The following is a 23,979-nucleotide window of genomic DNA, read 5'->3' on the forward strand; positions in this document are numbered from 1 at the left end:
GGCCGGCTTCGGAAGGGACGCGCCGGCGGCCGCGACCCTCGACGCTCGCCGACCTGCGCAATATTTGTTGCATGCGTCCATAGGTCGGAGACTTGCCGGCAAGTCTTCGATTGGCGGGCCGGCCGCGCCGTGGCATTCGTCCGGACGGGATCGAAACGACTCGCGCGTCTTCCGAACAGGGAATGTCCACCATGACGATCATGACACCGAAATTCGGACTCGGCGCCTCGGTCCTGCGGCTCGAGGACGACCGGCTGGTCCGCGGCGCCGGGCGCTACACCGACGACGAGAACCGCCCGGGCATGCTGCATGCCGCCGTGGTGCGTTCGCCGCATGCGAGCGCCCGCTTCACCATCACCGACGTCGAGGCGGCGAAGGCGGCGCCGGGCGTGAAGCTCGTCCTGACCCACGCCGACGTCGCCGAACTCGGTGACATTCCCTGCCTCGGCAAGCCGGCGATGGCCGACGGCGCGGGCTTCACGGCCCGCAACGCGCCGGTGCTCTGCAAAGACGTGGTGCGCCACGTCGGCGACGCCGTCGCCTTCGTCGTCGCCGATACCGCGACGCAGGCCCGGGACGCCGCCGAGAAGGTGGAGGTCGAATACGAGCCGACGGAGGCGGTCGCCGACCTGAAGGCGGCGATGGCCGAGGGCGCTCCCGCCGTCTGGCCCGAGGCCGGCGGCAACGTCGCCGGGCGCATGCATGTCGGCGACAAGGCGGCCACCGACGCCGCCTTCGAGGCCGCCGCCCGCACCGTGCGGATCGACCTCGTCCAGAACCGGCTGGTCTGCAACTACATGGAGGTCCGCTCGGCGGTCGGCGAGTTCGTCGAGGAGGAGGGCCGCTATCTCCTGACTTCCGGCAGCCAGGGCGTCCACGGCCTGCGCGACATCCTCGCCAACGTCGTGTTCAAGGTCGAGCCCTCGAAGATCCGCGTCGTCACCCGCGACGTCGGCGGCGGCTTCGGCACCAAGGCCTTCCTCTACCGCGAATACGCCCTGGTGCTGTTTGCCGGCCGCAAGCTCGGCCGGCCGGTGAAGTGGACGTCGGACCGGGGCGAACATTTCGTCACCGATACCCACGGCCGCGACAACCGCGTCAGCGGCGAGATGGCGATCGACGCGAACGGCCGCTTCACCGGCCTGCGGATCGACATCGCCGCCAATCTCGGCGCCTACACCTCGCAATATGGGCCGATGATCCCCTGGTTCGGCATGTCGATGGCCACCGGTCTCTACGACATTCCGGCGATCGACGTGTCCTGCGCGCTCTACCTGACCAACACCGTGCCGGTCGACGCCTATCGCGGGGCAGGGCGGCCGGAGGCGGCCTATCTGATCGAGCGGCTGGTCGACAAATGCGCCGCCGAGCTCGGCGTCGGGCGCGACGAGATCCGCCGCCGCAACTTCATCCGGCCGGACCAGCTGCCCTACAGGACGGCCTTCGGCCGGCTCTACGACACCGGCGACTTCGCCGGCCACATGGCCGAGGCGATGCGCCGGGCCGACTGGGCCGGCTTCGAGGCGCGGCGCGAGAGCGCGGCGGCCGCCGGCCGGCTGCGCGGCATCGGCATGGCGACCTATGTCGAGGCCTGTGCCTTCCCGGGCTCCGAGCCGGCCTATGCCGAGCTCGGCAGCGACGGCCGCGTCACGCTGAAGATCGGCACCCAGTCGAACGGGCAGGGCCATGCGACCGCCTACGCCCAGTTCGTCGCGGAGGCGCTGAAGCTCGACTACGACAGGATCGACGTGCGCCAGGGCGACACCGACGAGACCCCGACAGGCGGCGGCACCGGCGGCTCGCGCTCGATCCCGCTCGGCGCCGTGTCGGTGCGCCGGGCGAGCCAGGCGCTCGCCGAAAAGCTGCGCAAGCTCGCCTCGGACGAACTCGAGGCCGCCGCCGCCGACATCGAGCTCGAAGGCGGTGTCGCGCGGGTCGCCGGCACCGACCGGACGATCGACTTCGCGGCGCTCGCCGCCGCAGCCAAGAGCCCCGACGATCTCAAGGCGATGGGCGAATTCAAGCAGGACGAATGCACCTATCCGAACGGCACCCATGTCTGCGAGGTCGAGGTGGATCGCGAGACCGGCGCGACCGAGATCGTCGCCTATACGATCGTCGACGACTTCGGCGTGACCGTGAACCCGACGCTTCTCGCCGGCCAGATCCATGGCGGCGTCGCGCAGGGCCTCGGCCAGGCGCTCCTCGAGGACACGGTCTATGCGGCGGACGGCCAGCTCGTCTCGGCGAGCTTCATGGACTATGCCATGCCGCGGGCCTGGGACCTGCCGATGTTCGATTTCCGCACCCGCAACGTGCCTTCCACCACCAACGCGCTCGGCATCAAGGGTGCCGGCGAGGCGGGCACGATCGGTGCGGCACCGGCGGTGATGAACGCCGTGGCGGATGCCCTCCGCGCCGCCGGCGTCGCGCATATCGACATGCCGGCGACGCCGGCGAGGGTCTGGAACGCGCTCCAGGGCGCGGCGGGCGAGGGACGAGGCCCGTCGTGAGGGCCTTTAGTGCGGGGCAGGGCACGTCGCCGCCGGGAATTTGCCGACCGTCAGGAATATCGTAACCAAATCGTATCAGTTTCGACTGCGCCCGGCACGGACACCCCGATACCGCCCTTTCGCCGGGCGCCACCCTTTCCTTCGACCAGCATGGGTCCGCGCCCGAGCGCCTCGCCGCGGACAGGGATGATGAGATGGCGATGTCGCCGCCGGCCGACTCGAACCCCACCCTCGGGATCGGCCTCAAATGCGTTTCGGTCGTCGTCTTCGTCGGCATGCAGACCATGATCAAATCGGTCGGGGACGAGATCCCGGCTGGCGAAGTGGTGTTCTTCCGCTCCTTCTTCGCCTTGATCCCGGTGATCGTCTACCTCGCCTATCTCGGCGATCTCGCACAGTCGCTGAAGACCGAGGACCTGCCTGGACACATGCTGCGCGGCCTCGTCGGCGTGTCCTCGATGATGCTCTCGTTCTTTTCGCTGCCGCGCCTTCCCTATCCCGAGTGGATCTCGATCTCCTACGGCACCCCGCTTCTGACCGTGGTCTTCGCGGCGATCTTCCTGAAGGAGACGGTGCGGGCCTATCGGTGGACGGCGGTCGCCGTCGGCCTCGTCGGCGTCTCCGTCGTGACGGCGCCCAATCTCAGCCTGCTTTCCGAGGGCGGCCTTGCCAGCGGCGAGGCGCTCGGCGCACTGGCGGCGCTCGGTTCGGCTTGTTTCGCCGCCGTCGCGATGATCCAGATCCGCCGGCTGGTGCAGCGGGAAAAGACCGCGACGATCGTCGTCTACTTCTCGCTCACCTCGTCGCTGATCTCGCTGTTTTCGCTGCCTGTCGGCTGGGTGCTGCCGCCGGCGCAGGATGTGGCGATCCTCGTCACGGCGGGCCTCCTCGGCGGCGTCGGGCAGCTGCTGCTGACCGCGAGCTACCGCTATGCCGACACCTCCACCATCGCGCCCTTCGAATACACCTCGCTCGTCCTCGCGATTACGATCGGCGTGTTCCTGTTCGGCGATCCGCTGCAGTGGACGACGATCCTCGGCGCGCTGATCGTCGTCTCGGCGGGCATCTTCATCATCTGGCGGGAGCATCGCCTCGGCATCGAGCGGCGCAAGGCGCGGCGGGTCTCGCCTCCCGGCGGAAGCTGAGCCTCTTGCGGCTGGGGCGGATCCTCAGTTCGAGGCGGTGCCGTTCGTTCCGGCGTCTTTGGACTGCGTTTCGCCGGCCGCCTTCGCGCCGAGCGCCGTTTCGATCATCGGCTTCATCGCCGCGACGATCTTGTCGACGCCCTCCTCGTTCGGATGCATGCCGTCGGCCTGGTTGAGGCCGGGCTGTGCCGCGACGCCCTCGAGGAAGAACGGGTAGAAGGTGACCGGATATTTCTTCGCGAGCGCCGGATAGATGGCGTTGAAGGCCCCGGCATAGTCCTCGCCCATGTTCGGCGGCGCGAGCATGCCGGCGAAGACGACCTTCTGGCCGCGCTCCGTCAGCCGCTTGAGGATCGCGTCGAGATTGTTACGGGTGATCTCCGGCGAGATGCCGCGCAACGCGTCGTTGGCGCCGAGTTCGACGATGACGAGATCGGCCGAGGCGGGCACCGACCAGTTGAGGCGTGACAGGCCGCCGGTGGTCGTGTCGCCGGAGACGCCGGCATTGTCGACCGAAACGTTCAGCCCGTCGGCGCGCAGCGCCGCCTGGAGCCGCTCGGGGAACGCCTTGCCGGGCGCGACGCCGTAGCCCTGGGTCAGGCTGTCGCCGAAAGCGACGATCTCGATCGGATCGTCCTTCGAGCCGGCGGCTGCGGCTTGTGCGATCGCCGGAGCGGCCAGCGCGACGAGGAGCCACGGGACGAGGCTCCATGACAAGGCCGTGAGGATCGCGGTCCATCGGCCGCGGGGCGGTTGGAAGCGTTGCATTCGTCACCCATATGCCAGCCGGATCGGCCGGCCCTTGCGAGGCCGCAGAAAAAGACCCGCGAACACCATTCGGGCTCTCAGATAGGAAGCGAAGACCTTGGCGGAAACGGCGATCCGTTTACGAAACGTGCAGCTGACCCTCGGCACCGGGCGCAGCGTCGTCCATGTGCTGAAGGGCGTCGATCTTTCCGTCGAGCGGGGCGAGTCGGTCGGCATCGTCGGCCCGTCGGGCTCCGGCAAGTCGACGCTGCTGATGGTGCTCGCCGGGCTCGAGCGGGCGGACGAGGGCCTCGTCGAGATCGCCGGCACCGACCTTCACGGCATGAGCGAGGACGCGCTCGCCGCCTTCAGGGGCAGGAATGTCGGCATCGTCTTCCAGTCCTTCCACCTCATCCCCAACATGACCGCGCTCGAGAACGTCGCCGTGCCGCTGGAACTGGCGGGTCAGCCGGGCGCCTTCGAGCGGGCGGCGCGGGAACTCGCCAATGTCGGGCTGCGGGAGCGGGCGAGCCACTATCCGGGCGAACTGTCCGGCGGCGAGCAGCAGCGCGTCGCCATGGCCCGGGCGCTGGCGCCGGAGCCGGCGATCCTGATCGCCGACGAGCCGACCGGCAATCTCGACCAGGAGACCGGCCGGCAGGTCGCCGACCTCCTCTTCGCCGAGCAGGCGCGGCGGCAGATGACCCTCGTCCTCGTCACCCACGACCCGTCGCTGGCGTCCCGCTGCGGCCGCACCATCGCGGTCAGGAGCGGCGTCATCCACGACGACCGTCGGCACGGGGCGGCCGCAGCCGTCGCGTCCACATTGGCGCCCGTTGCGCGCGGCGCGGAGGGCGCGGCGCCGGCCGGTCCTGCCGGAGTGGCGCGATGACCGCGACCACCGACGGCTTCGCCCGCGCCGAGCGGCGTTCTTCGGGTGGAGATGCCGGTGGCCGGGCGGCGCGGCTCCGCCTCGCCTGCCGCTTTGCCCTGCGCGAGATGCGCGGCGGACTTTCGGGCTTCTACATCTTCCTCGCCTGCATCACCCTCGGCGTCGGCGCGATCGCGGCGGTGAACTCCGTCGCCGGCATGATGTCGGAGGGTATCCGGCACGAGGGCAAGGCGATCCTCGGCGGCGACCTGCGCTTCGCCCTGAACCAGCGCCCGGCGACGCCGGACGAGATGAAGTTCATGGCGGGGCTCGGCGAGGTCTCCGCGACCCAGTCGCTGCGCTCGATGGTCCGGCGCGAGGACGGCAGCGACCAGTCGCTCGCCGAGGTGAAGGCGGTCGACGCCGCCTATCCGCTCTATGGCAGCCTCGCGACGACACCCGTAAAGCCGCTCGCCGACCTTCTGCGCAAGACGCCGGACGGCTACGGCGCGGTCGCCGCGCAGAGCCTCTACGACCGCCTCGGCGTCAAGCCGGGCGACAGGCTCCGGCTCGGCGACCTGACGCTGACGATGACGGCGGTGCTCGACCGCGAGCCCGACCTTCTCGCCGAAGGCCTCGCCTTCGCGCCGCGGCTGATGATCTCCGGACAGGCGCTTGAAGCCTCCGGCCTCGTCCAGCCCGGCAGCCTCGTCGAATATGCCTACAAGGTGAAGCTGCCGGCCGGCGTCGACCCGGACGACGCCGCGCGGCCCGCCAACGATCACTTCCCGCCGCTCGGTTTCCAGGTGCGCACGGCGAAGAACGCCTCGCCGTCGCTGCGCGACAACATCGACCGCTTCTCCCAGTTCCTGACGCTGGTCGGCCTGACCGCCCTCATCGTCGGCGGCGTCGGCGTCGCCAACGCCGTGCGGGCGCATCTCGATTCGAAGCGCGCGGTGATCGCCACCTTCAAGAGCCTCGGCGCGAGCGGCCGCTTCGTCGTCGCCGTCTATCTCGTGCAGATCATGACGCTGGCCGGCCTCGGCATCCTGCTCGGCCTTTGCCTCGGCGTCGTCGCGCCCTTCCTCACCGCCCGCTTCCTCGTAAGCGTCATCCCGGTCGCCGCCAGCGCCTCGGTCTATCCGGGGGCGCTGCTTCTCGCCGCCTTGTTCGGCTTCCTCACCGCGCTCGCCTTCGCCCTGATCCCGCTCGGGCGGACCCGCGACGTCGCGGCGACGGCGCTGTTCCGCGAGGCCGGCACCGGCGGCGGCGCGGCGATGCGCTGGAGCTATCTCGGCGCTGCCATCGGTCTTGCCGCGGTGATTTCCGGCCTGGCCCTCCTGATGGCGAGCGACCGCAAGGTGGCGCTGATCTTCCTTGCCGGCACCGCCGCGGCCTTCGTCATCCTGCGGCTGGTCGCCGCCGGCATCGCCTGGGCCGCGCGCCGGGCGCCGAAGATACGCTCGACGCCGCTGCGCCTCGCCGTCGGCAACATCCACCGTCCCGGCGCCCTGACGCCGTCGGTGGTGCTGTCGCTCGGCCTCGGCCTGACGCTGCTCGTCACGCTGGCGATCATCGACTTCGACCTGCGGCGCGAGATCGGCACCGGGCTGGCCAACCGCGCCCCCGACTTCTTCTTCCTCGACATCCAGAATCAGGAGATCGCGCCGTTCCGCCAGAAGGTCGACGAGCTCGCCCCCGGGTCCGAGCTCGACGCCGTGCCGATGCTGCGGGGGCGGATCGTCCGGCTGAAGGGCGAGGACGTCGCCAAGATGAAGCCGCCGGAAAAGGGCGGCTGGGTTCTGAGGGGCGATCGCGGCATCACCTATGCCGACGCCGTGCCGGAAAATTCCCGCGTCACCGAGGGAACGTGGTGGCCGAAGGACTATGCCGGCGAGCCGCTGGTCTCCTTCGCCGCGGAGGAAGGCCACGAACTCGGCCTGACGATCGGCGACACGCTGACCGTCAACGTGCTCGGCCGCAACATCACGGCGAAGATCGCCAATTTCCGGCAGATCGAGTGGGAGAATCTCGGCATCAACTTCATCATGGTGTTCTCGCCGAACGCCTTCGCCGGCGCGCCGCATTCCTATCTCGCGACGCTGTCGATCGACGCCGACGGCGAGGCGGCCGAAAAGCGCGTCGTCAACGGCGTCACCAACGCCTTTCCGGCGGTGACGACCGTGCGGGTCAAGGAGGCGCTCGACGCGGTCAACCAGCTGATCGCCCAGCTTGCCCTGGCGGTCCGCGTCGCCGCCGCGGTGGCGCTCGTCTCCTCGGTGCTGGTGCTCGCCGGCGCGCTCGCCGCCGGCAATCGCGGCCGCATGCACGACGCGGTGGTGCTGAAGACCCTCGGCGCGACGCGCGCGACGCTGGTGCGGGCCTTCGCCACGGAATACCTGCTCCTCGGCCTCGCCACCGGCGTCTTCGCCGTCGCGGCGGGCGCCGCGGCTTCCTGGTTCGTCGTCGACACGATCATGACGCTGCCCTTCGTCTTCGACTGGACGGTGGCGCTGACGACGCTCGTCGTCTCGCTCGTCCTCACCGTCGGCTTCGGCCTCCTCGGCACCTGGCGCATCCTCGGCCAGAAGGCGGCGCCGGTGCTGCGCAATCTCTGAGCGCCCGCCGGGCGGCGGCGAGGCCGCCCAGATAACGCAGAATTAATCCCAATTGCCGGAGTTTCGGCGCTCGCCACCTCCCGCGCCCTTGTGCGGCAAATCCACAAACCGCATATTGTGGCCAGGACTGCTGGGCGTCCCGCCAGCGGCGCCTCCCCGCCCGCATGAACCCGGGCGCGGACACCGGACGGGACACGCAGAAAGGAAATTCGATCCATGGCTGACTATCGGAATGCCAGCGTGCGGTCCGTACCCGCTGCCGGTACCCGGACTGACATCGACCAGGGCCTTCGCAGCTACATGCTGAAGGTCTACAACCTGATGGCGGGCGGCCTCGCGCTGACCGGCATCGCCGCCTATGCGCTCTATGCCATGTCGGTCACCACCGAGCCGACGGCCTACCAGGTCCGCCCCGACCTCTTCCTGACGGACCTCGGCTACACGGTCTTCGTGTCGCCGCTGAAGTGGGTGTTGATGCTGGCGCCGCTGGCGATGGTGTTCTTCCTGTCGTTCCGCGTGCACCGCATGAGCGTTCAGGCCGCACAGGCGACGTTCTGGGCCTATGCCGCGATGGTCGGCCTGTCGCTGTCGACGATCTTCCTCGTCTACACGCAGGAATCGATCACCCAGGTGTTCTTCATCACGGCCGCGGCCTTCGGCGCGCTGTCGCTCTGGGGCTACACGACGAAGCGGGACATCTCGGGCTGGGGCTCGTTCCTGTTCATGGGCCTGATCGGCGTGGTGCTCGCCTCGATCGTCAACATCTTCATCGGCTCGGGCGCCGTCGCCTTCGCCGTGTCGGTGATCGGCGTGCTCGTCTTCGCGGGCCTCACCGCCTACGATACGCAGCAGATCAAGGAGATGTACTACGAGGGCGACGGCTCGGCCGTCATGGGCCGCAAGGCCGTGATGGGCGCGCTGCGGCTCTATCTCGACTTCATCAACATGTTCCTGTTCATCCTGCAGCTCTTCGGCAACCGCAACTGAGCTGAAGCCGAAAGGTTCGGGAAACGACGAAAGGGCGGCCGCGCGGCCGCCCTTTTTTCATGCGCATAGCGTGATGATCCCTGCGGCTTTCGGGGAACGGTCCCGGTCTGTCGCGGAACGGCACCTGAAGCGGGACGGGGAAGAAGGACGGCGGGTGGCGTGCGGCGAGGGCCGCGGGCCGGAGGCGTCCCGAGGGGATGCCGCGCTGGCGAAACGCCGGAGGCTGACCTCAGTCGCGGCTTTCGCCGTCGTCCTCGCCCTCGACCATCACCTTGCGGCGTTCCTGCTCCTTCAACTCGTCGAGCGCCGGCATCGACATGATGTTGTAGCCGGAATCGACGTAGTGGATCTCGCCGGTGACGCCGTTGGCGAGTTCCGACATCAGATAGAGGACGGCGCCGCCGACCTCCTCGATGGTGGTGTTGCGGCGCATCGGCGCGTTGCGGCGCTGGTAGTTGAACATCAGCCGCGCATCCGAGACGCCGGCGCCCGCCAGCGTCCTGACCGGTCCCGCCGAAACGGCGTTGACGCGGATGTTGCGCGGCCCGAAATCGGCCGCCAGATAGCGCACCGAGGCCTCCAGCGCCGCCTTGGCGACGCCCATGACGTTGTAGTTCGGCATGACGCGCACGGCGCCGCCATAGGTCATGGTCACCATCGAGCCGCCGTTCCCCATGATCGCCGCGGCGCGCTTCGCCACCTCGGTGAAGGAGAAGCAGGAGATCACCATCGTGCGGGTGAAGTTCTCGCGGGTGGTGTCGGCGTAGAGGCCCTTCAGCTCGCTCTTGTCGGAAAAGGCGATGGCGTGCAGCACGAAGTCGATCGAGCCCCATTCACGCTTCAGGGTGTCGAAGACCGCGTCGAGCGAGGCAGGATCCTCGACGTCGCAGGGCAGGACCAGCCGCGAATCGATCTCGGCGGCGAGCGGCTTCACCCGGCGGCCGAAGGCATCGCCCTGATAGGTCAGGGCGATCTCCGCCCCCTGCGAGGCGAGCGCCTTGGCGGCGCCCCAGGCGATCGAGTTGTGGTTTGCGACGCCCATGACGAGCCCGCGCTTGCCTTGCATCAGATCGCCCATGGCGGTCTCTCTCTTCTTCAGTCGGTGACGCGCTGGAAGACCAGGCAGGCATTGGTCCCGCCGAAGCCGAAGGAGTTCGAGAGCACCCGGTCGAGGCGCACGTCGTCCTTCCGGCTGCGGACGATGGGCATGCCCTCGAATTCCGGGTCGAGCTCGTCGATGTGGGCGCTTTCGGCGATGAAGCCGTCGCGCATCATCAGGAGTGAGTAGATCGCCTCGTGGACGCCGGTGGCGCCCTGGCTGTGGCCGGTCAGCGACTTGGTGCCGGAAATCGGCGGGATGGCCTCGCCGAAGACCTCGCGGATCGCGATGATCTCCATCCGGTCGCCGACCGTCGTCGAGGTCGCGTGCGGATTGATGTAGTCGATCGGGGCGTTGCCGCGCCTGCCGTCGAAGCCGGCGAGCGCCTGGCGCATGCAGCGCACCGCGCCCTCGCCAGAGGGGGCGACCATGTCCGCGCCGTCGGAGGTCGCGCCATAGCCGACGAGCTCGGCGTGGATCGTCGCGCCCCGCGCCTTCGCCCGCTCGTATTCCTCGAGCACCAGCACGCCGGCGCCGCCGGCGATCACGAAGCCGTCGCGGGCGGCGTCATAGGCGCGCGAGGCCACCTCGGGCCGGTCGTTGAAGTCGGAGGAGAGCGCGCCCATCGCGTCGAACAGGTTGGAGAGCGACCAGTTGAGATCCTCGCAGCCGCCGGCGAACATCACGTCCTGCTTGCCCATCAGGATCTGCTCGGCGGCGTTGCCGATGCAGTGGCTCGACGTTGAGCATGCCGAGGAGATCGAATAGTTGACGCCTTTGATCTTGAACCAGGTGGCGAGCGTTGCCGAGGCGGTCGAGGCCATCGCCTTCGGCACCATGGTCGGGCCGACCCGCTTCGGGCCCTTCTCGCGGGTGATGTCGGCCGCCTGGACGATGGAGATCGTCGAGGAGCCGCCCGACCCCATCACGATGCCGGTGCGCTCGTTGGAGACGTCGGCTTCGGCAAGGCCCGCATCGGCGATCGCCTGATCCATCGCGACGTGGTTCCAGGCCGTGCCGCCGCCGTGGAAGCGCATCGCCCGGCGGTCGAGGACCGTCGTCGGATCGAGGCTCGGCTTGCCGTGCACATGGCTGCGGAAGCCGAGCTCGGCATATTCCGGGGCGAAGGAAATGCCCGACTTCGCCTCCCGCAGCGACCGGGCGACTTCCTCGACATCGTTTCCGATGGGGGAGACGATCCCCATGCCCGTGACGACGACCCGTCTCATCGCGTGCGTCCTTTTCTGTCTCGCGAAAACGCGCCTCGAACGATGGTCGATCCGTCTCGTCCGGGAAGAGCTCGTGCGTGCTGCGGCGGGGCGGCCGAAACCCGGCCCGCGCCGGAAGCCTCAGGCGGTCGCGGCGGCCTCGCCGTCGGTGAACAGTCCGACCCTCAGATCGTTCGCCCGGTAGATGATCTCGCCGTCGGCCTTCATCCAGCCGTTGGCGATGCCGAGCTTCAGCTTGGAGCGCATCACCCGGCGGAACTCGACGCCGTATTCGACGAGCTTCACCTTCGGCGTGACCTGGCCGGAAAACTTCACCTCGCCGACGCCGAGCGCCCGGCCGCGGCCGATTTCGCCGAGCCAGCCGAGGAAGAAGCCGGTGAGCTGCCACAACGCGTCGAGACCGAGGCAGCCCGGCATGACCGGGTCGCCCTGGAAGTGGCACTGGAAGAACCAGAGGTCCGGCTTGATCTCGAATTCGGCGGTGATCATGCCCTTGCCGTTTTCGCCGCCGGCCTCTTCGACGCTGGTAATGCGATCGAACATCAGCATCGGCGGCAGCGGCAGCTGCGCGTTGCCGGCACCGAACAACTCGCCGCGACCACAGGCGAGGAGATCGTCGTAGTCGAAAGAGGATTTGCGCGCTGTCATCGGTGTCGAATTTCCGCCCTGTCAGTGTTTGCCGGCCGTTCTCGACCGATCTCGTGTGCGCCCTTAGCACGGCCGGCGCGCGCGTGAAAACCTTGCGATCGAGCCCTGCATGCGCGCTGCTGCCGCATCCGGCCGATCGCCAGCCTCATGCGGCAACGCCTCGCCGCTGTCCAGATGTGGAGCCGGCTGCCGGATTTCAAAGATCGCCTCGTCAGGCCGGGTCCTTGCGCCGGGGCAGAGAGGCGGGACAATCGAAGCACGCCATCATGATTCGGAAGGTGCCGGCGACGATGCCAATCAATCCGGTTCGCGCCGCAGCCGCAGCGCTTGCGGCGATCTGCCTCGCGGTCGCGCCCGCCTCGGCCGCTTCGGCCGCCGGCTGGCGCTACGAGGCGGGGCAGGCGGGCCTCTGGACGGGCGGCGGCTTCAACGGCCTTGCCCTTCGCTGTTCCGGCGGCGCTCTGTCGCTGGCCTTCTTCGGCTTTCCGGTGCGGCTGGAATCCGGGCTGAGCTACACCGTCGTCGTCACCGTCGACGGGACGGCGCGCAGATTCCGCACCCGACCGTCCCAGCGGCGCGGCGCGGCCGGCTCGACGCTTTCGACGGAGCTGTCGGGACAAGCTGCGGCCGACTTCGTCGAGGCGCTGAAGCGCGGCCGCAAGGCGGAGGTCGCAACGCCGGCCGGGCGCTACGACCTGCCGCTGGCGGGCTCGGGCAAGGCGCTCGACGCCCTCGCAAAGGCGGGGGGATGCCCGGGCTGATCCATGCTATGAGCACGAGGAAGCGGGCGATCTGCGGCAAACATGATGAATTTCGTCAGGAATATCGCTAATTTTTGATGCGCGCTCTGCCCTCCTGTGCTATGGGGCAGAGAAGCTATGACCCCCAGCTTCGGCTGGCGGGTGAACGAAATTCCGGACGATGGCATCTTCGAGAATGGAAAAGCAGACACGGTCGCAGAGTTTCTGCGTGTTCGAGCGCCTCCGCTCCGTCGGGCTCAGGCCGACGCGCCAGCGCGTCGCGCTCTGCAACCTCATGTTCGGCGCCGGTGACCGGCATCTTTCCGCCGAGGAACTCTACGAGGAAGCTCACAAGGCCGGCGAAACCGTTTCGCTCGCCACCGTCTACAATACCCTCCACCAGTTCACCGATGCCGGGCTGGTCCGGCCGCTCTCGGCCGAGGGACAGCGGACCTATTTCGACACCAACACCTCCGACCATCACCACTTCTTCCTCGAGGAGGAGAACCAGATGGTCGACATCCCGCTCGGCACCCTGAAGCTCGACGAGCTGCCGGAGCCGCCGGAGGGGATGGAGATCGTCAATGTCGACGTTGTGGTGCGCGTGCGCCGCAAGAAGGACGTCGCGTTCGCCAAGGCCGGCTGAGTCCGCCCGGGCCGGTTGATCGCAGCGCTCGCGCGGCCGGCAGGCGATCGGGTCGGTCTTCGACCCAAGAGCTTAAAGTTCATCGAGATCCCGGTGTCCGTCAGGGCCACCGGGATTTCGCGTTTCTGGGGAACCGGCACCGGGCTCGATTCGTGCCGCCGTCTCCTGGTCACGGGCGCGGCAGTGTCCGTCCCGCCCGGCCTGGACCGACGGCCGGTCAGTCGCCGCCGCCAGCCGCCGGCTCGATGGCGAAGCGATCGCCGCGATAGGCGAAGCGTTCTGCATGGCCGCCGACGAACCGCGCCGACACCCAGCCCCGCGTGCCGCCCCTCTCGACGGCGTACCAGACGCCCTGATCGTCCGTCGTGACCCGGCAGCCGCCGACCTCGACCTCGCTCTCCGCCCGCAGCGTGGCGACGACCTGGCCGTTGCGGCTCGGCGCGTCGCGCAGATAGACGTCGCGTTTGATCTTCGCCGGGCTCTCGGCCGTGAAGGTGGCGGGCAGGATCTTGCCGTCCCGGCAGGAATAGGCCTCGGCGAGGAGGAAATTGCTGACGGTGTCGACGCCGGCGGCAGGGGCGGGGCACATCCCGCTCGGAAACGGATCCTCCAGCTCCTTGCAGCCCTCGCTGCCGCGCCAGACCGAGATGCCGACGCGGCCCGCCTCGTCGGTGCGCATCTGGCAGGTGAACCAGCCGCAGGTGGCGTTGAGGGATCGGGCACCGTCGCGCAGGAGGTCCGAGATCAGCTTGCCGCCCTTGAGTTCGTCCGCTGCGGTCGCGCCGAGCTGAAAGTCGCAGAACTCGTCCTGCGCCGCCGACATGCGGACGGGCCCGGCTTTCAGAACGAGGTTGCAGAGCTGGCCGACGGCGATCGTGTCGAGGCCGGCGAGGCCGATCTCGCTGACGTCGCCGGCTGCGGCGACAGGCGTGAAGCTCATTCGCCAGGTTTCGAGGTCGCCCGCAAGGACGTAGAAGGACGAGGCCGTGCGATGGCGCAGCATGCGCAACAAGAGCCCCGGCGGGTTGGCGCTCTCCTCCAGAAGGCCGACCATCTCGGCCGCGACGTCGTAGCCGAGCCCGAGCATCTGCTCCGCCCCGGTGCCGCTCGTGTCGGTGCCTTCCGGAATGTAGGGCATGTGGAAGCCGAGCTTGCCGCCCTTTTCGACGAAGCGGGTATCGGTGTCGGGATGCGCACGGTCGACCGAAGCGGCGAAGGCGATGGCGCAGGCCGACAGGCATTCGTCGCCGGCAAGGACGATCAGTCCGGCGATGCGCGGGTCCTGGCTCTCGATGTCGTAGCGCAGCACCTCGGCGATGCGGAACGCCTCGGCGAAGACGCCGCCGGGACTGTCGAAGGAGATCACCAGCGGATAGTGCGGCCCCTCCTGCAAGGCCTGCTTCACGCGCTCCGCGTCGCCCTTGACGATCTCGCCCTCGATCCGGATGACCGCCGGATTGGCGCCGTCGCCGGTGCCGGCCGGAAATGCGGCGAGGCCGGTGAAGGCGCTGTCGTCCTCCGGTTTCATGCCTTCGGTGCCGGCGAGCGAGCGCGGCGGGAACAGCCGCTTCATCGCCACCGCCCGGGCGAAGAGGTCGGGCCGGATCGTGACTTCGGCGGCCGAGGCAGGGGGGACAGGAAGGGCGGCCGCAACGAGGCCGAGGCTCGCGGCAAGAAGTTGGACCGCAGGAACGATCGGGCGGCGCATCGAAGTGGCTTGGGGCATTCGGACAGAACCTGCGTAACGGCCGCTCGACGCGCCGGCATCGCCGCCACGGACACGATCCTCTCTGCCCCGCTCCAATTGAGACGCAGCGTGAGGTCAAGTCAATCGTAAAGCTTGGAAGCATCGGCGCCGGCGGAAACTGCCGGGCCAAGTCGTGCCGGCCGGACTATCAGCGCCGACTGCGGATGCCGCCACGACGCAGACATCGCTGGGAAAGGTTTCCTGTGACACCGCTCGCCGATCGGCTCAGAGCGACGCGCGTCCATTCGGACGCGCAAAGTACGGTCCGACTGAGTGGATCACCGCATCGTGCTTTCCGAAAATCGATTCCGATTTTCGGGCCGATGCTGTAGCCTGCGCGCATGAACCGCGATGCGATCCTTACCCGTCTGAAAGCCATCGAGCCGCGGATGCGCAGCCTGGGGGTGGCGGCGCTGTATCTCTACGGCTCCTACGCCCGCAACGAGGCCGGGCCGGACAGCGACATCGACCTGCTCGCCGATTTCGTCGATGGCGGAGACAGAGACATCATGGATTTCCTCGCACCGTATGAGGAACTGGAAAAGGCTTTCCCCGGAATTGAAATAGGCTTCAGCACTCGCGACCGCATCGTGGCAGCCTATCGGCCTTCCATTGAAAACAGCGCTATCCGGATCTTCTAATGTCCTCCGCGAAGGACCCACGCGTCCGGCTTGGGCACATTCTGGAAAACATCGACGGCATCATGGCCCACACCGAAGGGCTCACATTCGACGCGATCCTTGCCGACTTCCTGCTCATCCGCGCCACCGAGCGAGCGCTGCAGATCATTTCAGAAGCGGCGAAGGAGTTGCCCGCCGAATTGCGGGACCAAGAGGCCACGGTGCCATGGCAGAGAATCATCAGCCTCGGCAATTTCCTTCGTCACGAATATTACCGGATCAACGAGAGTGACATCCAGTCGATCCTGGACGTGCATCTGCCGGCCTTGCGGCCGGCAGTGCTGCGAATGATGGAACGGTTGGGCGAATGACGATTCGCATCGCCTCGGATCGAGACAGTGAGTGCTAACGGCGAAAACTCGTTCCCGGTCTGGCGCGATGTTTGAAATCGAGCTGCCGTGGCAAGCGGTGCTTCAGAGCCTCAGGTACCGCCTGCCTGATGGGTCGCGTCGACGAAGGCCCGAGCCACTCATCCAACCCTTCCCCCTCAGTCGCCGCTCTTCAGCACCACCGGGATCAACAGGTCACCCCAGTTGCCGTTGCCGCCGTGATGGCGGGCCGAGCGGACGAGCTCCACCGAGACTCCCGATTCGACCGCCTTCATCACCGACTGGTTGAGGCGGTGAAGATCGTTGGCGAGCATGCGGATGGCCGCCTGCTGCGTGTCGTCCATGGCGGAGGCCTGCTCCTCGGCCCGTTCCTTGACGCGGGTGCGCGGGCGGTCATGGTCGGTGGCGACTGCACTCATGATGATGAACTCCCTTGATTTTGTCGGCGGCGGCGTCGCTTTGCGGCGGCCGCTGCCCGGTGCCGTCCGGTCGGGCGGCGCTTGACGTCGGGACCGCCGGCGGTCGGGAGAGCCGGCGGAAGCGATTGGTTGCGGGTGGAGACCGGACGGCTCTCCCAAAGCCGTCCGGTCCCGGGGCGGGCCACGGCGGCGTGGCCCGACCGATGCCCCAGCGGGCGATCCGCTCGCCCGGAAGGCTTACTCGGCGGCGACGTGAAGCGCCGTTTCCTTGCGGAACTGCGCGCTTTCGGTCGATTCGCCCATGGCGGTCGTCGAGGAGAGGCCGCCGGTGATCGCCATCGACACCGCGTCGAAATAGCCGGTGCCGACCTCGCGCTGGTGGCGCGTCGCGGTGAATCCCTGGCTCTCCGCCGCGAATTCGGCCTGCTGCAGCTCCGAATAGGCCGCCATCTGCCGCTCGCGGTAGCCCTTGGCGAGGCTGAACATGCCGTAGTTCAGCTGGTGGAAGCCGGCGAGGGTGATGAACTGGAACTTGTAGCCCATCGCGCCGAGTTCGCGCTGGAACTTGGCGATCGTCGCGTCGTCGAGGTTCTTCTTCCAGTTGAAGGAGGGCGAGCAGTTGTAGGCGAGGAGCTGGTTCGGATGCTCCTTCTTCACCGCCTCGGCGAAGCGCCGCGCCTGATCGAGGTCGGGCTTCGAGGTCTCGCACCAGATGAGGTCGGAATAGGGAGCATAGGCGATGGCGCGGGCGATGCAGGGCTCGAGGCCGTTCCGGACCCGGTAGAAGCCCTCCGGCGTGCGGCCGGCGTCGTAGTCGACGAAGGGCTGGTCGCGCTCGTCGATGTCCGAGGTCAGGAGCTTGGCGGCCTCGGCGTCGGTGCGCGCCACCACCAGCGTCGGCACGCCCATGACGTCGGCGGCGAGTCGCGCGGCGGTCAGGTTGCGGATATGCGCCTGGGTCGGGATCAGCACCTTGCCGCCGAGATGGCCGCACTTCTTCTCCGAAGCGAGCTGGTCCTCGAAATGGACGCCCGCGGCGCCCGCCTCGATATAGGCCTTCATCAGTTCGAAGGCGTTGAGCGGGCCGCCGAAGCCGGCCTCGGCGTCGGCGACGATCGGCGCGAACCATGTCTCGACCGACAGGCCGTTGCCTTCCGACGTTTCGATCTGGTCGGCGCGCTGCAGGGTGCGGTTGATGCGGCGGCAGAGCTCCGGACCGGCATTGGCGGGATAGAGCGACTGGTCGGGATACATCGCCGAGGCGGTGTTGGAATCGGCGGCGACCTGCCAGCCCGACAGATAGATCGCCTTCAGCCCGGCCCGGACCTGCTGCATCGCCTGATTGCCGGTCATCGCGCCGAGCGAATTGACGTAATCTTCCGAATGGATCAGCTGCCACAGGCGGTTGGCGCCGTTTTCGGCGAGCGTGTGGCGGATCTGCACCGAGCCGCGCAGGCGTTTCACGTCCTCGACGCCGTAGGGGCGGTCGGTGTCGTCGAAGCGGCCCTCGGGCGCCGAAGGAACGAGATTGTAAAAATCGGTCATTGCCAACCCTCCACGGATGCGGTGTCCGCGACCCCGCTCTCATGCGTTGCCGGATCGCTTGCCGACTTATCTGTCATGGACTTGCAGGGATGCGAAGGCGATTCGCACCGTCGAGCCGCGGAAATCGCGTTGCCTTGTCTTGCTTTGACAAGCCCAGGCAGTAAAATTGTCAAATCAGTAAAAGTGCGTTTGCGCAGGTGTGTCGGCGACCTAGCCCGTTGTGGCGCCGATGCCGCAGGGCGCCGGGATTCGCCCAATGCCGCGAGATCTGCCTGAAATCAGCCCGACCGATGGTATGGATATGTGCCTAACCGCCTCAATTCATTCGCAATTTATCAAGCTTCGGACATTAGTCTGGTGGTTCCACTGGGGGGAAGAGGAACCGGGCTTTCGAGGGTGTCATGTCAGGCACGAATCTCATCACGTTGATGATCCGAACCGTCGTCGAATTCATCCGGCCGAGCTACCGGCCGGAGCGTCACTACATGCGCGGGCCGGGGCCCGCATGTGCACGCAAGTCCGGCCCGCGGCTGACCGCCTGAGGCAGGAATCGCCGGCGCCTTGGCGGCCGGGGACGGCCGGCCGCGTCTCGTGTCGCGCCGGCATCCGCCGGCTGGCGGGCTGAGCCCGCGCGATGGCCGAGAACAAGATCTTCGCCGGGCCGCGCATCCGCCGCATCCGCAACGGGCTCGGCCTGACCCAGACCGCGATGGCCGAGGAACTCGGCATCTCGCCGTCCTATCTCAACCTCATCGAGCGCAACCAGCGTCCGCTGACGGTGCAGCTCATCCTCAAGCTCTCCCAGACCTACAAGGTCGATCTCGCCGACCTGGAGACCGGGCGGCAGGAGGGCGTCTTCACCGAGCTGAAGGCGATCTTCTCCGATCCGCTCCTTGCCGGCGAACTGCCGGGCGACCAGGAACTCGTCGAGCTCGCCGACGCGGCGCCGAACGCCGCCGCGGGTGTTGCCAAGCTCTACCGGGCCTATCGCGAGCAGCAGGCGCGGCTTTCCGATCTTTCGCAGCTTCTCGCCCGCGAGGGGCGCATCCTCGGCTCGGCCGGCACCCGCCTGCCGATCGACGAAGTCCACGAGGTGTTCGAGAACCGGCCGAACTTCTTCGCCGCCATCGAAACGGCGGCCGAGGCGCTGCATGCACGGCTCGCGCCCGGGGACGATCTCTTCGGCGCCATGCGGGCCTTCCTGCGCAAGGAACACGAGATCTCGGTGCGCATCCTGCCGGTCGCGACCATGCCGCTCTGGCGCCGGCGCTTCGACCGGCATTCGCGGCGGCTGTTCCTCTCCGAGCGGCTGTCGATCGCCGACAGGATGCGCGAGACCGCGATGGAGGTCTGCCAGCTGGTGTTTTCCGACGTGATCGAGGCCGAGGCGCGAACCTTCGGCTTCGCCAGCGACGAGGCGCGGCGGCTCGCCCGCTTCGAGATCGTGCGCTACGCCGCCCATGCGCTGATGATGCCCTACGGCGCCTTCCAGACGGCTGCCGAGCGCGCCGCCTACGACGTCGACGTGCTCAAGGCGCGGTTCCAGGTGTCCTTCGAGCAGGCGGCGAACCGGCTGACCATGCTGCAGCGGCAGGGTGCGCCGGGCGTGCCGTTCTTCATGCTGGAGGTCGACAATGCCGGCAACCGCTTCCGCCGGGCCGGGGCGCGGGGCTTCCCGGTGCAGCGATTCGGCGGCGGCTGTCCGAAGCTGCCGATCCATGCTGCTTTCGCCCAGCCCGGCCAGATCATCGTCGAACGGGCCGAGATGCCGGACGGCGCCGAGTTCCTGCTCGTCGCCCGGACGCTCGAGGGGCTGACGGGGGGGTTCGAAGAGCGGCCGCGCCGCACCGCCATCCTCATCGGCTGCGATCTCGGCTTCAAGGACGAGACGGTCTACGGCCGGCATCTCGGCGAGCGGTCGACCTCTCTGAAAATCGGGCCCGCCTGCCGGCTGTGCGAGCGCCAGGGCTGCCTCGCGAGGGCCGAGCCGCCGCTGACCCGGCCGCTCGGCCTCGACGAGATGGTCACTGGGCTGTCGGCGTTTGACTTCCAATGAGGCGAGGTCCAAATCGGCGGGAGAGCCGTCCGATCGCGGGATTTTACCCGTCACCGAACCGTCATGGACACTCGGCGCGGGGGTTTACCGCCCCCGCCGCCGCAGTCTCCAGGCGGCGGGCCGGACGCAACGGTGAAAGCGAAGCGTAGAACCATGGACAAGAGCGTCAGTCAGCAGAAACTCAAGACGACCGGTCTGGAAGACACGATGACCCGGCCCGGGCTCGCGGCCCGCGCGGTCCAGAAGATGGTCGACGGCGCCGAGGCGCTGAACCTGAAATATTCGGCCGTCGGCAACCCGCCGGTCTTCGAGACAGACGCCTTCCCCTGGGCCCGGGAGGTCGAGAGCGAATGGCAGCTGATCCGTGCCGAGCTCGACAAGGTGCTGGTGCGCAAGGGCGAACTGCCGGCCTTCCACGAGATTTCCTCGGAGGTGCGCTCGATCTCCTCCGACAAGAACTGGAAAACCTTCTTCCTCTGCGGCTACGGCATCACCTCCGAGAACGCCATCGCCCAGTGCCCGGAGACCTGGCGCATCCTGCAGAAGATTCCCGGCCTCAAGTCGGCGATGTTCTCGATCTTCGAGCCAGGCAAGCACCTGCCGCCGCACCGCGGCCCCTATAACGGCGTCCTGCGCTTCCATCTCGGCCTGATCGTGCCGGACGAGCCGGAGAAGATCGCGATCAGGGTCGACGACCAGGTCTGCCACTGGCAGGAAGGCAAGGCGCTGATCTTCGACGACGCCTATGAACACGAGGCCTGGAACCACTCCGACAAGGTGCGGGTGGTGCTGTTCGTCGACTTCGAGAAGCCTCTGAACTTCCCCGCAAAGATGACCAACAAGGCCGTCCTCAACATGGCGGTGTTCACGCCTTTCATCCGTGAGGGCTACAAGGCCCACAAGAAGTGGGAGACGCTGTTCTACGGCGAGGGACAGAAGCACCGCTGACATGGCGGGCGAGGGCGCCGGCGGTCTCCTCCGCCATCCGCCCGGCCCTCAGGCCGCAGCTTGGCGGAAGATGACGGCCGACGACCTCTCCGACCTCTGCCGTCTCGCCGGCCGCATCCACCCCGGCCTGCCCGAGGATGCCGCCGTCTTCGAAGAGCGGCTGTCGCTGTTTCCCGCCGGCTGCTTCGTGCTTTCGGCGGAAGGCGGCCTCGCCGGCTACGCGATCGCCCATCCGATCCGCTTTCCCGAGCCGCCGAAGCTGAACACGCTGCTCGGTGCCATCGCCCGCGACGCCGACGCCTTCTATCTGCACGACGTCGCGGTGGCGCCGGAACATCGCGGCCGCCGCCACGCCGAGACGGTCGTCGCGCGGCTGATCGACGCCGCGGCGGATTTTCCCCGCATCTGCCTCGTTTCCGTCTACGGCACGGCGCCGTTCTGGCGGCGCTTCGGCTTTGCCGATGCTTCGGGAAACGTCGCGCCGCACGCGCTGTCCGGCTACGGCCCGGACGCCCGCTTCATGGTCCGCCTGACGCCGGATTGAGCAGGGCGGGGCATTGTTTCATTTCCCGGCGTCGACGGGCTAGGAATCCCGCGAGCGTTGCCGCTATGGTTGCGGCCGCGGTGACGCGCCTGCGGCTGGCGCGGCACCGCATGCGGCAAGCGGTCGAAATGCGGGAAGGGGTGTTCCGATGATGAAGCATTTTCTGGTGCGGCTTGCGGCGAGCGTCGGTCTCGTCGCCCCGCTCCTCCATGCCGGCGGGGCGCTGGCGGAGGACAAGGTCGTCAACGTCTACAACTGGTCCGACTACATCGACGAATCGATCCTGACGGACTTCACCAAGGAGACCGGCATCAAGGTGGTCTACGACGTGTTCGATTCCAACGAACTCGTGGAGACCAAGCTGCTCACCGGCGGTACCGGCTACGACGTCGTCGTCCCGACCGGCAGCTTCCTCGCCCGGCAGATCAATGCCGGGGTGTTCCAGGCGCTCGACAAGTCGAAGCTGCCGAACCTGAAGAACATGGATCCGGAGATCATGGCGCGGCTCGCCGTCTACGATCCCGGCAACCAGTACGCCATCAACTACATGTGGGGCACGACCGGGCTCGGCCTGAACGTCAAGGAGGTGAAGAAGCGCCTCGGCGACGACCAGACGCTCGACACCTGGGCGCTCCTGTTCGATCCGAAGCTGGCGGCCAAGCTCGCCGACTGCGGCATCTACGTGCTCGACACGGCGGACGAAGTGGTGCCGGCGGCGCTGATCTATCTCGGCCTCGATCCGAACTCCGACGATCCGGCGGATCTCGACAAGGTGAAGGAGCTTCTGCTGAAGATCCGGCCCTATATCCGCAAGTTCCATTCCTCCGAGAACATCCAGGCGCTCGCCAACGGCGACATCTGCATGGCGCACGGCTGGTCGGGCGACATGCTGCAGGCGCGCGACCGGGCCGAGGAGGCGGGGCAAGGGGTCGAGATCCGCTACGTCATCCCCCGCGAAGGCGCGGTGATCTGGCTCGACAACATGGCGATCCCGGCCGATGCGCCGCATCCGGAAGCGGCGCACGAATTTATGAACTACCTGATGCGCCCGGAGGTGATCGCCAAAGCCTCGAATGTGGTGAATTATGCGAGCGGGAATCTCGCGGCGAAGGAATTCGTGAAGGAGGACATCCTGAACGATCCGGGCGTCTACCCGCCGGCCGAAACGCAGAAGCGGCTCACTGCGATCCTGCCGAAGGGACCGAAGGCGCAACGCATGCAGACCCGTTTGTGGACGAGCATCGTGACGGGGCAGTAGGGAGGCACATGCATCGTGTGAGCTGGGCCGCAATGTCGAGTATGCGGCCGAAGGCGCTGTCTGCGCCATGAAATCCCTGGGCAGCATCCGTCGTGATTTCGCTCCCTGGCTGGACCGGGGGGCGGCGCCGTTCATCCGCTTCGAAGGCGTCACCAAACGGTTCGGCGACTTCGAGGCGGTCGACGATCTCAGCCTCGACGTCTTCGAGAAGGAGTTCTTCGCCCTCCTCGGCGGATCGGGCTGCGGCAAGTCGACGCTTCTGCGCATGCTCGCCGGCTTCGAGACGCCGACGAAGGGCCGCATCGTCCTCGACGGCGAGGATCTGTCGGGCATCCCGCCCTACCGGCGGCCGGTCAACATGATGTTCCAGTCCTACGCGCTGTTTCCGCATATGAGCGTCGAGAAGAACATCGCCTTCGGCCTGCGCCAGGAGGGGATGGCGAGGAGCGAGATCGCCGACCGGGTCGGGCAGGTCCTGAAGCTCGTCAAGCTCGAGGACTATGCGCGGCGCAAGCCCGACCAGCTTTCCGGCGGGCAGCGCCAGCGCGTCGCGCTCGCCCGCTCGCTCGCCAAGCGCCCCAAGGTGCTGCTCCTCGACGAGCCGCTCGGCGCGCTCGACAAGAAGCTGCGGGAAGAGACGCAGTTCGAGCTCGCCGACCTGCAGCACCAGCTCGGCATCACCTTCATCATGGTCACCCACGACCAGGAGGAGGCGATGACGCTGGCCGACCGGATCGCCGTCATGGACCGGGGGCGGATCATGCAGGTGGCGACGCCGGCGGAAATCTACGAGGCACCGAATTCGCGCTTCGTCGCCGATTTCGTCGGGAACGTGAATCTCTTCGAAGGGACGGTGCGCTCGGTCGAGGGCGACCGGGCCGTCATCGAGACGGATGCCGGCCTGACGATCGCGGTGGTCAGCGAGGCGAAGCTCGGGACGTCCCAGAAGGTCTCCTACGTGCTGCGGCCGGAAAAGCTGAAGATCGCCGCCGATCCGATCCCGGGCCCGAACGCCATGGCGGGCGAGGTCTGGGACATCGCCTATTTCGGCCCGGTGACCGCCTTCCACGTCCGGCTCGACAACGGCGCGACCGTCAAGGTGTCGATGGTCAACGCCACCCGGCAGGGCGCCCTGCAGCTCACCTGGCACGACCGGGCCTTCGTCCAGTTCGACGAGGACGCCGGCCTCGTCCTGACGCAGTAGGGGCGA

At 67.8% G+C, this 23,979-nt stretch carries 21 protein-coding genes; 14 read left to right on the plus strand and 7 right to left on the minus strand.

What is annotated here, in order from left to right; all coding sequences use genetic code 11:
• The first annotated feature begins 191 nt into the window (after window positions 1–191).
• A complete protein-coding gene (locus J1C47_RS14965; protein WP_207351585.1) occupies window positions 192–2,513 on the plus strand; it encodes a xanthine dehydrogenase family protein molybdopterin-binding subunit in 2,322 nt (773 codons plus the stop codon).
• Window positions 2,514–2,707: 194 nt separating this feature from the next.
• Window positions 2,708–3,658: a DMT family transporter gene (locus J1C47_RS14970; RefSeq protein ID WP_425354565.1), complete on the plus strand. Its 951-nt coding sequence runs from the start codon at window positions 2,708–2,710 to the stop codon at window positions 3,656–3,658.
• A gap of 24 nt (window positions 3,659–3,682) precedes the next feature.
• Here the strand turns inward: J1C47_RS14970 and J1C47_RS14975 are convergent, their stop codons facing one another.
• Window positions 3,683–4,426, minus strand: a complete 744-nt coding sequence (locus J1C47_RS14975; RefSeq protein WP_207351586.1) for an arylesterase — start codon at window positions 4,424–4,426, stop codon at window positions 3,683–3,685.
• Window positions 4,427–4,523: 97 nt separating this feature from the next.
• Between J1C47_RS14975 and J1C47_RS14980 the strand changes: the two genes are divergently transcribed.
• The 3 genes from J1C47_RS14980 to J1C47_RS14990 all read left to right on the plus strand — a co-directional run bounded on the left by J1C47_RS14980 (window position 4,524) and on the right by J1C47_RS14990 (window position 8,881).
• Window positions 4,524–5,297 carry an ABC transporter ATP-binding protein gene (locus J1C47_RS14980; protein ID WP_207351587.1) on the plus strand — a complete coding sequence of 258 codons (774 nt, stop codon included), beginning with the start codon at window positions 4,524–4,526 and terminating at the stop codon, window positions 5,295–5,297.
• On the plus strand, window positions 5,294–7,894 hold the full coding sequence (locus tag J1C47_RS14985; protein ID WP_207351588.1) for an ABC transporter permease: 2,601 nt from the start codon (window positions 5,294–5,296) through the stop codon (window positions 7,892–7,894). Before J1C47_RS14980 ends, J1C47_RS14985 begins: the two co-directional genes overlap by 4 nt.
• Window positions 7,895–8,110: 216 nt before the next feature.
• Window positions 8,111–8,881, plus strand: coding sequence for a Bax inhibitor-1/YccA family protein (locus J1C47_RS14990; protein WP_207351589.1), 771 nt, complete (start codon window positions 8,111–8,113; stop codon window positions 8,879–8,881).
• A 229-nt stretch (window positions 8,882–9,110) separates the two neighbouring features.
• Here the strand turns inward: J1C47_RS14990 and fabI are convergent, their stop codons facing one another.
• The 3 genes from fabI to fabA form a co-directional block, all read right to left on the minus strand.
• Window positions 9,111–9,959, minus strand: coding sequence for an enoyl-ACP reductase FabI (fabI, locus tag J1C47_RS14995; RefSeq protein WP_207351590.1), 849 nt, complete (start codon window positions 9,957–9,959; stop codon window positions 9,111–9,113).
• 17 nt (window positions 9,960–9,976) lie between these two features.
• Window positions 9,977–11,209 (minus strand): beta-ketoacyl-ACP synthase I, encoded by a 1,233-nt coding sequence (gene fabB / locus J1C47_RS15000; protein WP_207351591.1) that lies wholly within the window; start codon window positions 11,207–11,209, stop codon window positions 9,977–9,979.
• Window positions 11,210–11,329: 120 nt separating this feature from the next.
• On the minus strand, window positions 11,330–11,857 hold the full coding sequence (gene fabA / locus J1C47_RS15005) for a 3-hydroxyacyl-[acyl-carrier-protein] dehydratase FabA (protein WP_207351592.1): 528 nt from the start codon (window positions 11,855–11,857) through the stop codon (window positions 11,330–11,332).
• A 290-nt stretch (window positions 11,858–12,147) separates the two neighbouring features.
• Between fabA and J1C47_RS15010 the strand changes: the two genes are divergently transcribed.
• The gene (locus tag J1C47_RS15010) at window positions 12,148–12,618 is read left to right on the plus strand and encodes a hypothetical protein (RefSeq protein WP_207351593.1); all 471 of its coding nucleotides are present in this window, start codon (window positions 12,148–12,150) and stop codon (window positions 12,616–12,618) included.
• 175 nt (window positions 12,619–12,793) lie between these two features.
• On the plus strand, window positions 12,794–13,243 hold the full coding sequence (irrA, locus tag J1C47_RS15015; protein ID WP_207351630.1) for an iron response transcriptional regulator IrrA: 450 nt from the start codon (window positions 12,794–12,796) through the stop codon (window positions 13,241–13,243).
• Window positions 13,244–13,460: 217 nt separating this feature from the next.
• Here the strand turns inward: irrA and J1C47_RS15020 are convergent, their stop codons facing one another.
• Complete coding sequence (locus J1C47_RS15020) at window positions 13,461–14,951, minus strand: SH3 domain-containing protein (RefSeq protein WP_207351594.1); 1,491 nt, start codon at window positions 14,949–14,951, stop codon at window positions 13,461–13,463.
• Window positions 14,952–15,331: 380 nt separating this feature from the next.
• On the opposite strand from J1C47_RS15020, the gene J1C47_RS15025 reads away from it, so the two are divergent.
• Both J1C47_RS15025 and J1C47_RS15030 read left to right on the plus strand, forming a co-directional pair.
• Window positions 15,332–15,631, plus strand: coding sequence for a nucleotidyltransferase family protein (locus J1C47_RS15025; protein WP_207351595.1), 300 nt, complete (start codon window positions 15,332–15,334; stop codon window positions 15,629–15,631).
• On the plus strand, window positions 15,631–15,981 hold the full coding sequence (locus J1C47_RS15030) for a HepT-like ribonuclease domain-containing protein (RefSeq protein ID WP_207351596.1): 351 nt from the start codon (window positions 15,631–15,633) through the stop codon (window positions 15,979–15,981). The genes J1C47_RS15025 and J1C47_RS15030 overlap by 1 nt, the downstream gene beginning before the upstream one ends.
• Before the next feature lie 176 nt (window positions 15,982–16,157).
• Here the strand turns inward: J1C47_RS15030 and J1C47_RS15035 are convergent, their stop codons facing one another.
• Window positions 16,158–16,418: an SMc00767 family acetate metabolism repressor gene (locus J1C47_RS15035; RefSeq protein ID WP_207351597.1), complete on the minus strand. Its 261-nt coding sequence runs from the start codon at window positions 16,416–16,418 to the stop codon at window positions 16,158–16,160.
• A 237-nt stretch (window positions 16,419–16,655) separates the two neighbouring features.
• On the minus strand, window positions 16,656–17,963 hold the full coding sequence (gene aceA, locus J1C47_RS15040; RefSeq protein ID WP_207351598.1) for an isocitrate lyase: 1,308 nt from the start codon (window positions 17,961–17,963) through the stop codon (window positions 16,656–16,658).
• Between the two features lie 634 nt (window positions 17,964–18,597).
• Between aceA and J1C47_RS15045 the strand changes: the two genes are divergently transcribed.
• The 5 genes from J1C47_RS15045 to J1C47_RS15065 all read left to right on the plus strand — a co-directional run bounded on the left by J1C47_RS15045 (window position 18,598) and on the right by J1C47_RS15065 (window position 23,973).
• A complete protein-coding gene (locus tag J1C47_RS15045) occupies window positions 18,598–20,019 on the plus strand; it encodes a helix-turn-helix domain-containing protein (RefSeq protein ID WP_207351599.1) in 1,422 nt (473 codons plus the stop codon).
• Window positions 20,020–20,172: 153 nt separating this feature from the next.
• Window positions 20,173–20,967, plus strand: a complete 795-nt coding sequence (locus J1C47_RS15050) for an aspartyl/asparaginyl beta-hydroxylase domain-containing protein (protein ID WP_207351600.1) — start codon at window positions 20,173–20,175, stop codon at window positions 20,965–20,967.
• Window position 20,968: 1 nt separating this feature from the next.
• Window positions 20,969–21,511, plus strand: coding sequence for a GNAT family N-acetyltransferase (locus tag J1C47_RS15055; RefSeq protein WP_207351601.1), 543 nt, complete (start codon window positions 20,969–20,971; stop codon window positions 21,509–21,511).
• Window positions 21,512–21,659: 148 nt separating this feature from the next.
• Window positions 21,660–22,769, plus strand: a complete 1,110-nt coding sequence (locus J1C47_RS15060; protein ID WP_425354566.1) for a polyamine ABC transporter substrate-binding protein — start codon at window positions 21,660–21,662, stop codon at window positions 22,767–22,769.
• 67 nt (window positions 22,770–22,836) lie between these two features.
• Window positions 22,837–23,973: an ABC transporter ATP-binding protein gene (locus J1C47_RS15065; protein ID WP_207351602.1), complete on the plus strand. Its 1,137-nt coding sequence runs from the start codon at window positions 22,837–22,839 to the stop codon at window positions 23,971–23,973.
• Window positions 23,974–23,979: the final 6 nt, after the last annotated feature.

Source organism: Jiella sonneratiae, assembly GCF_017353515.1.
GTDB lineage: Bacteria > Pseudomonadota > Alphaproteobacteria > Rhizobiales > Rhizobiaceae > Jiella > Jiella sonneratiae.

What these genes read in the sequence shown, in the direction of transcription:
- J1C47_RS14985 (WP_207351588.1), top strand. Translation starts at nt 5,294, where the DNA reads ATGACCGCGACCACCGACGGCTTCGCCCGCGCCGAGCGGCGTTCTTCG.
- J1C47_RS15055 (WP_207351601.1), top strand. Translation starts at nt 20,969, where the DNA reads ATGGCGGGCGAGGGCGCCGGCGGTCTCCTCCGCCATCCGCCCGGCCCT.
- J1C47_RS15025 (WP_207351595.1), top strand. Translation starts at nt 15,332, where the DNA reads ATGAACCGCGATGCGATCCTTACCCGTCTGAAAGCCATCGAGCCGCGG.
- aceA (WP_207351598.1), bottom strand. Translation starts at nt 17,963, where the DNA reads ATGACCGATTTTTACAATCTCGTTCCTTCGGCGCCCGAGGGCCGCTTC.
- J1C47_RS14965 (WP_207351585.1), top strand. Translation starts at nt 192, where the DNA reads ATGACGATCATGACACCGAAATTCGGACTCGGCGCCTCGGTCCTGCGG.
- J1C47_RS15010 (WP_207351593.1), top strand. Translation starts at nt 12,148, where the DNA reads ATGCCAATCAATCCGGTTCGCGCCGCAGCCGCAGCGCTTGCGGCGATC.
- irrA (WP_207351630.1), top strand. Translation starts at nt 12,794, where the DNA reads ATGGAAAAGCAGACACGGTCGCAGAGTTTCTGCGTGTTCGAGCGCCTC.
- J1C47_RS15060 (WP_425354566.1), top strand. Translation starts at nt 21,660, where the DNA reads ATGATGAAGCATTTTCTGGTGCGGCTTGCGGCGAGCGTCGGTCTCGTC.
- J1C47_RS15030 (WP_207351596.1), top strand. Translation starts at nt 15,631, where the DNA reads ATGTCCTCCGCGAAGGACCCACGCGTCCGGCTTGGGCACATTCTGGAA.
- fabI (WP_207351590.1), bottom strand. Translation starts at nt 9,959, where the DNA reads ATGGGCGATCTGATGCAAGGCAAGCGCGGGCTCGTCATGGGCGTCGCA.
- J1C47_RS14990 (WP_207351589.1), top strand. Translation starts at nt 8,111, where the DNA reads ATGGCTGACTATCGGAATGCCAGCGTGCGGTCCGTACCCGCTGCCGGT.
- J1C47_RS15035 (WP_207351597.1), bottom strand. Translation starts at nt 16,418, where the DNA reads ATGAGTGCAGTCGCCACCGACCATGACCGCCCGCGCACCCGCGTCAAG.
- fabA (WP_207351592.1), bottom strand. Translation starts at nt 11,857, where the DNA reads ATGACAGCGCGCAAATCCTCTTTCGACTACGACGATCTCCTCGCCTGT.
- fabB (WP_207351591.1), bottom strand. Translation starts at nt 11,209, where the DNA reads ATGAGACGGGTCGTCGTCACGGGCATGGGGATCGTCTCCCCCATCGGA.
- J1C47_RS14975 (WP_207351586.1), bottom strand. Translation starts at nt 4,426, where the DNA reads ATGCAACGCTTCCAACCGCCCCGCGGCCGATGGACCGCGATCCTCACG.
- J1C47_RS15045 (WP_207351599.1), top strand. Translation starts at nt 18,598, where the DNA reads ATGGCCGAGAACAAGATCTTCGCCGGGCCGCGCATCCGCCGCATCCGC.
- J1C47_RS14970 (WP_425354565.1), top strand. Translation starts at nt 2,708, where the DNA reads ATGGCGATGTCGCCGCCGGCCGACTCGAACCCCACCCTCGGGATCGGC.
- J1C47_RS15020 (WP_207351594.1), bottom strand. Translation starts at nt 14,951, where the DNA reads ATGCGCCGCCCGATCGTTCCTGCGGTCCAACTTCTTGCCGCGAGCCTC.
- J1C47_RS15050 (WP_207351600.1), top strand. Translation starts at nt 20,173, where the DNA reads ATGGACAAGAGCGTCAGTCAGCAGAAACTCAAGACGACCGGTCTGGAA.
- J1C47_RS15065 (WP_207351602.1), top strand. Translation starts at nt 22,837, where the DNA reads ATGAAATCCCTGGGCAGCATCCGTCGTGATTTCGCTCCCTGGCTGGAC.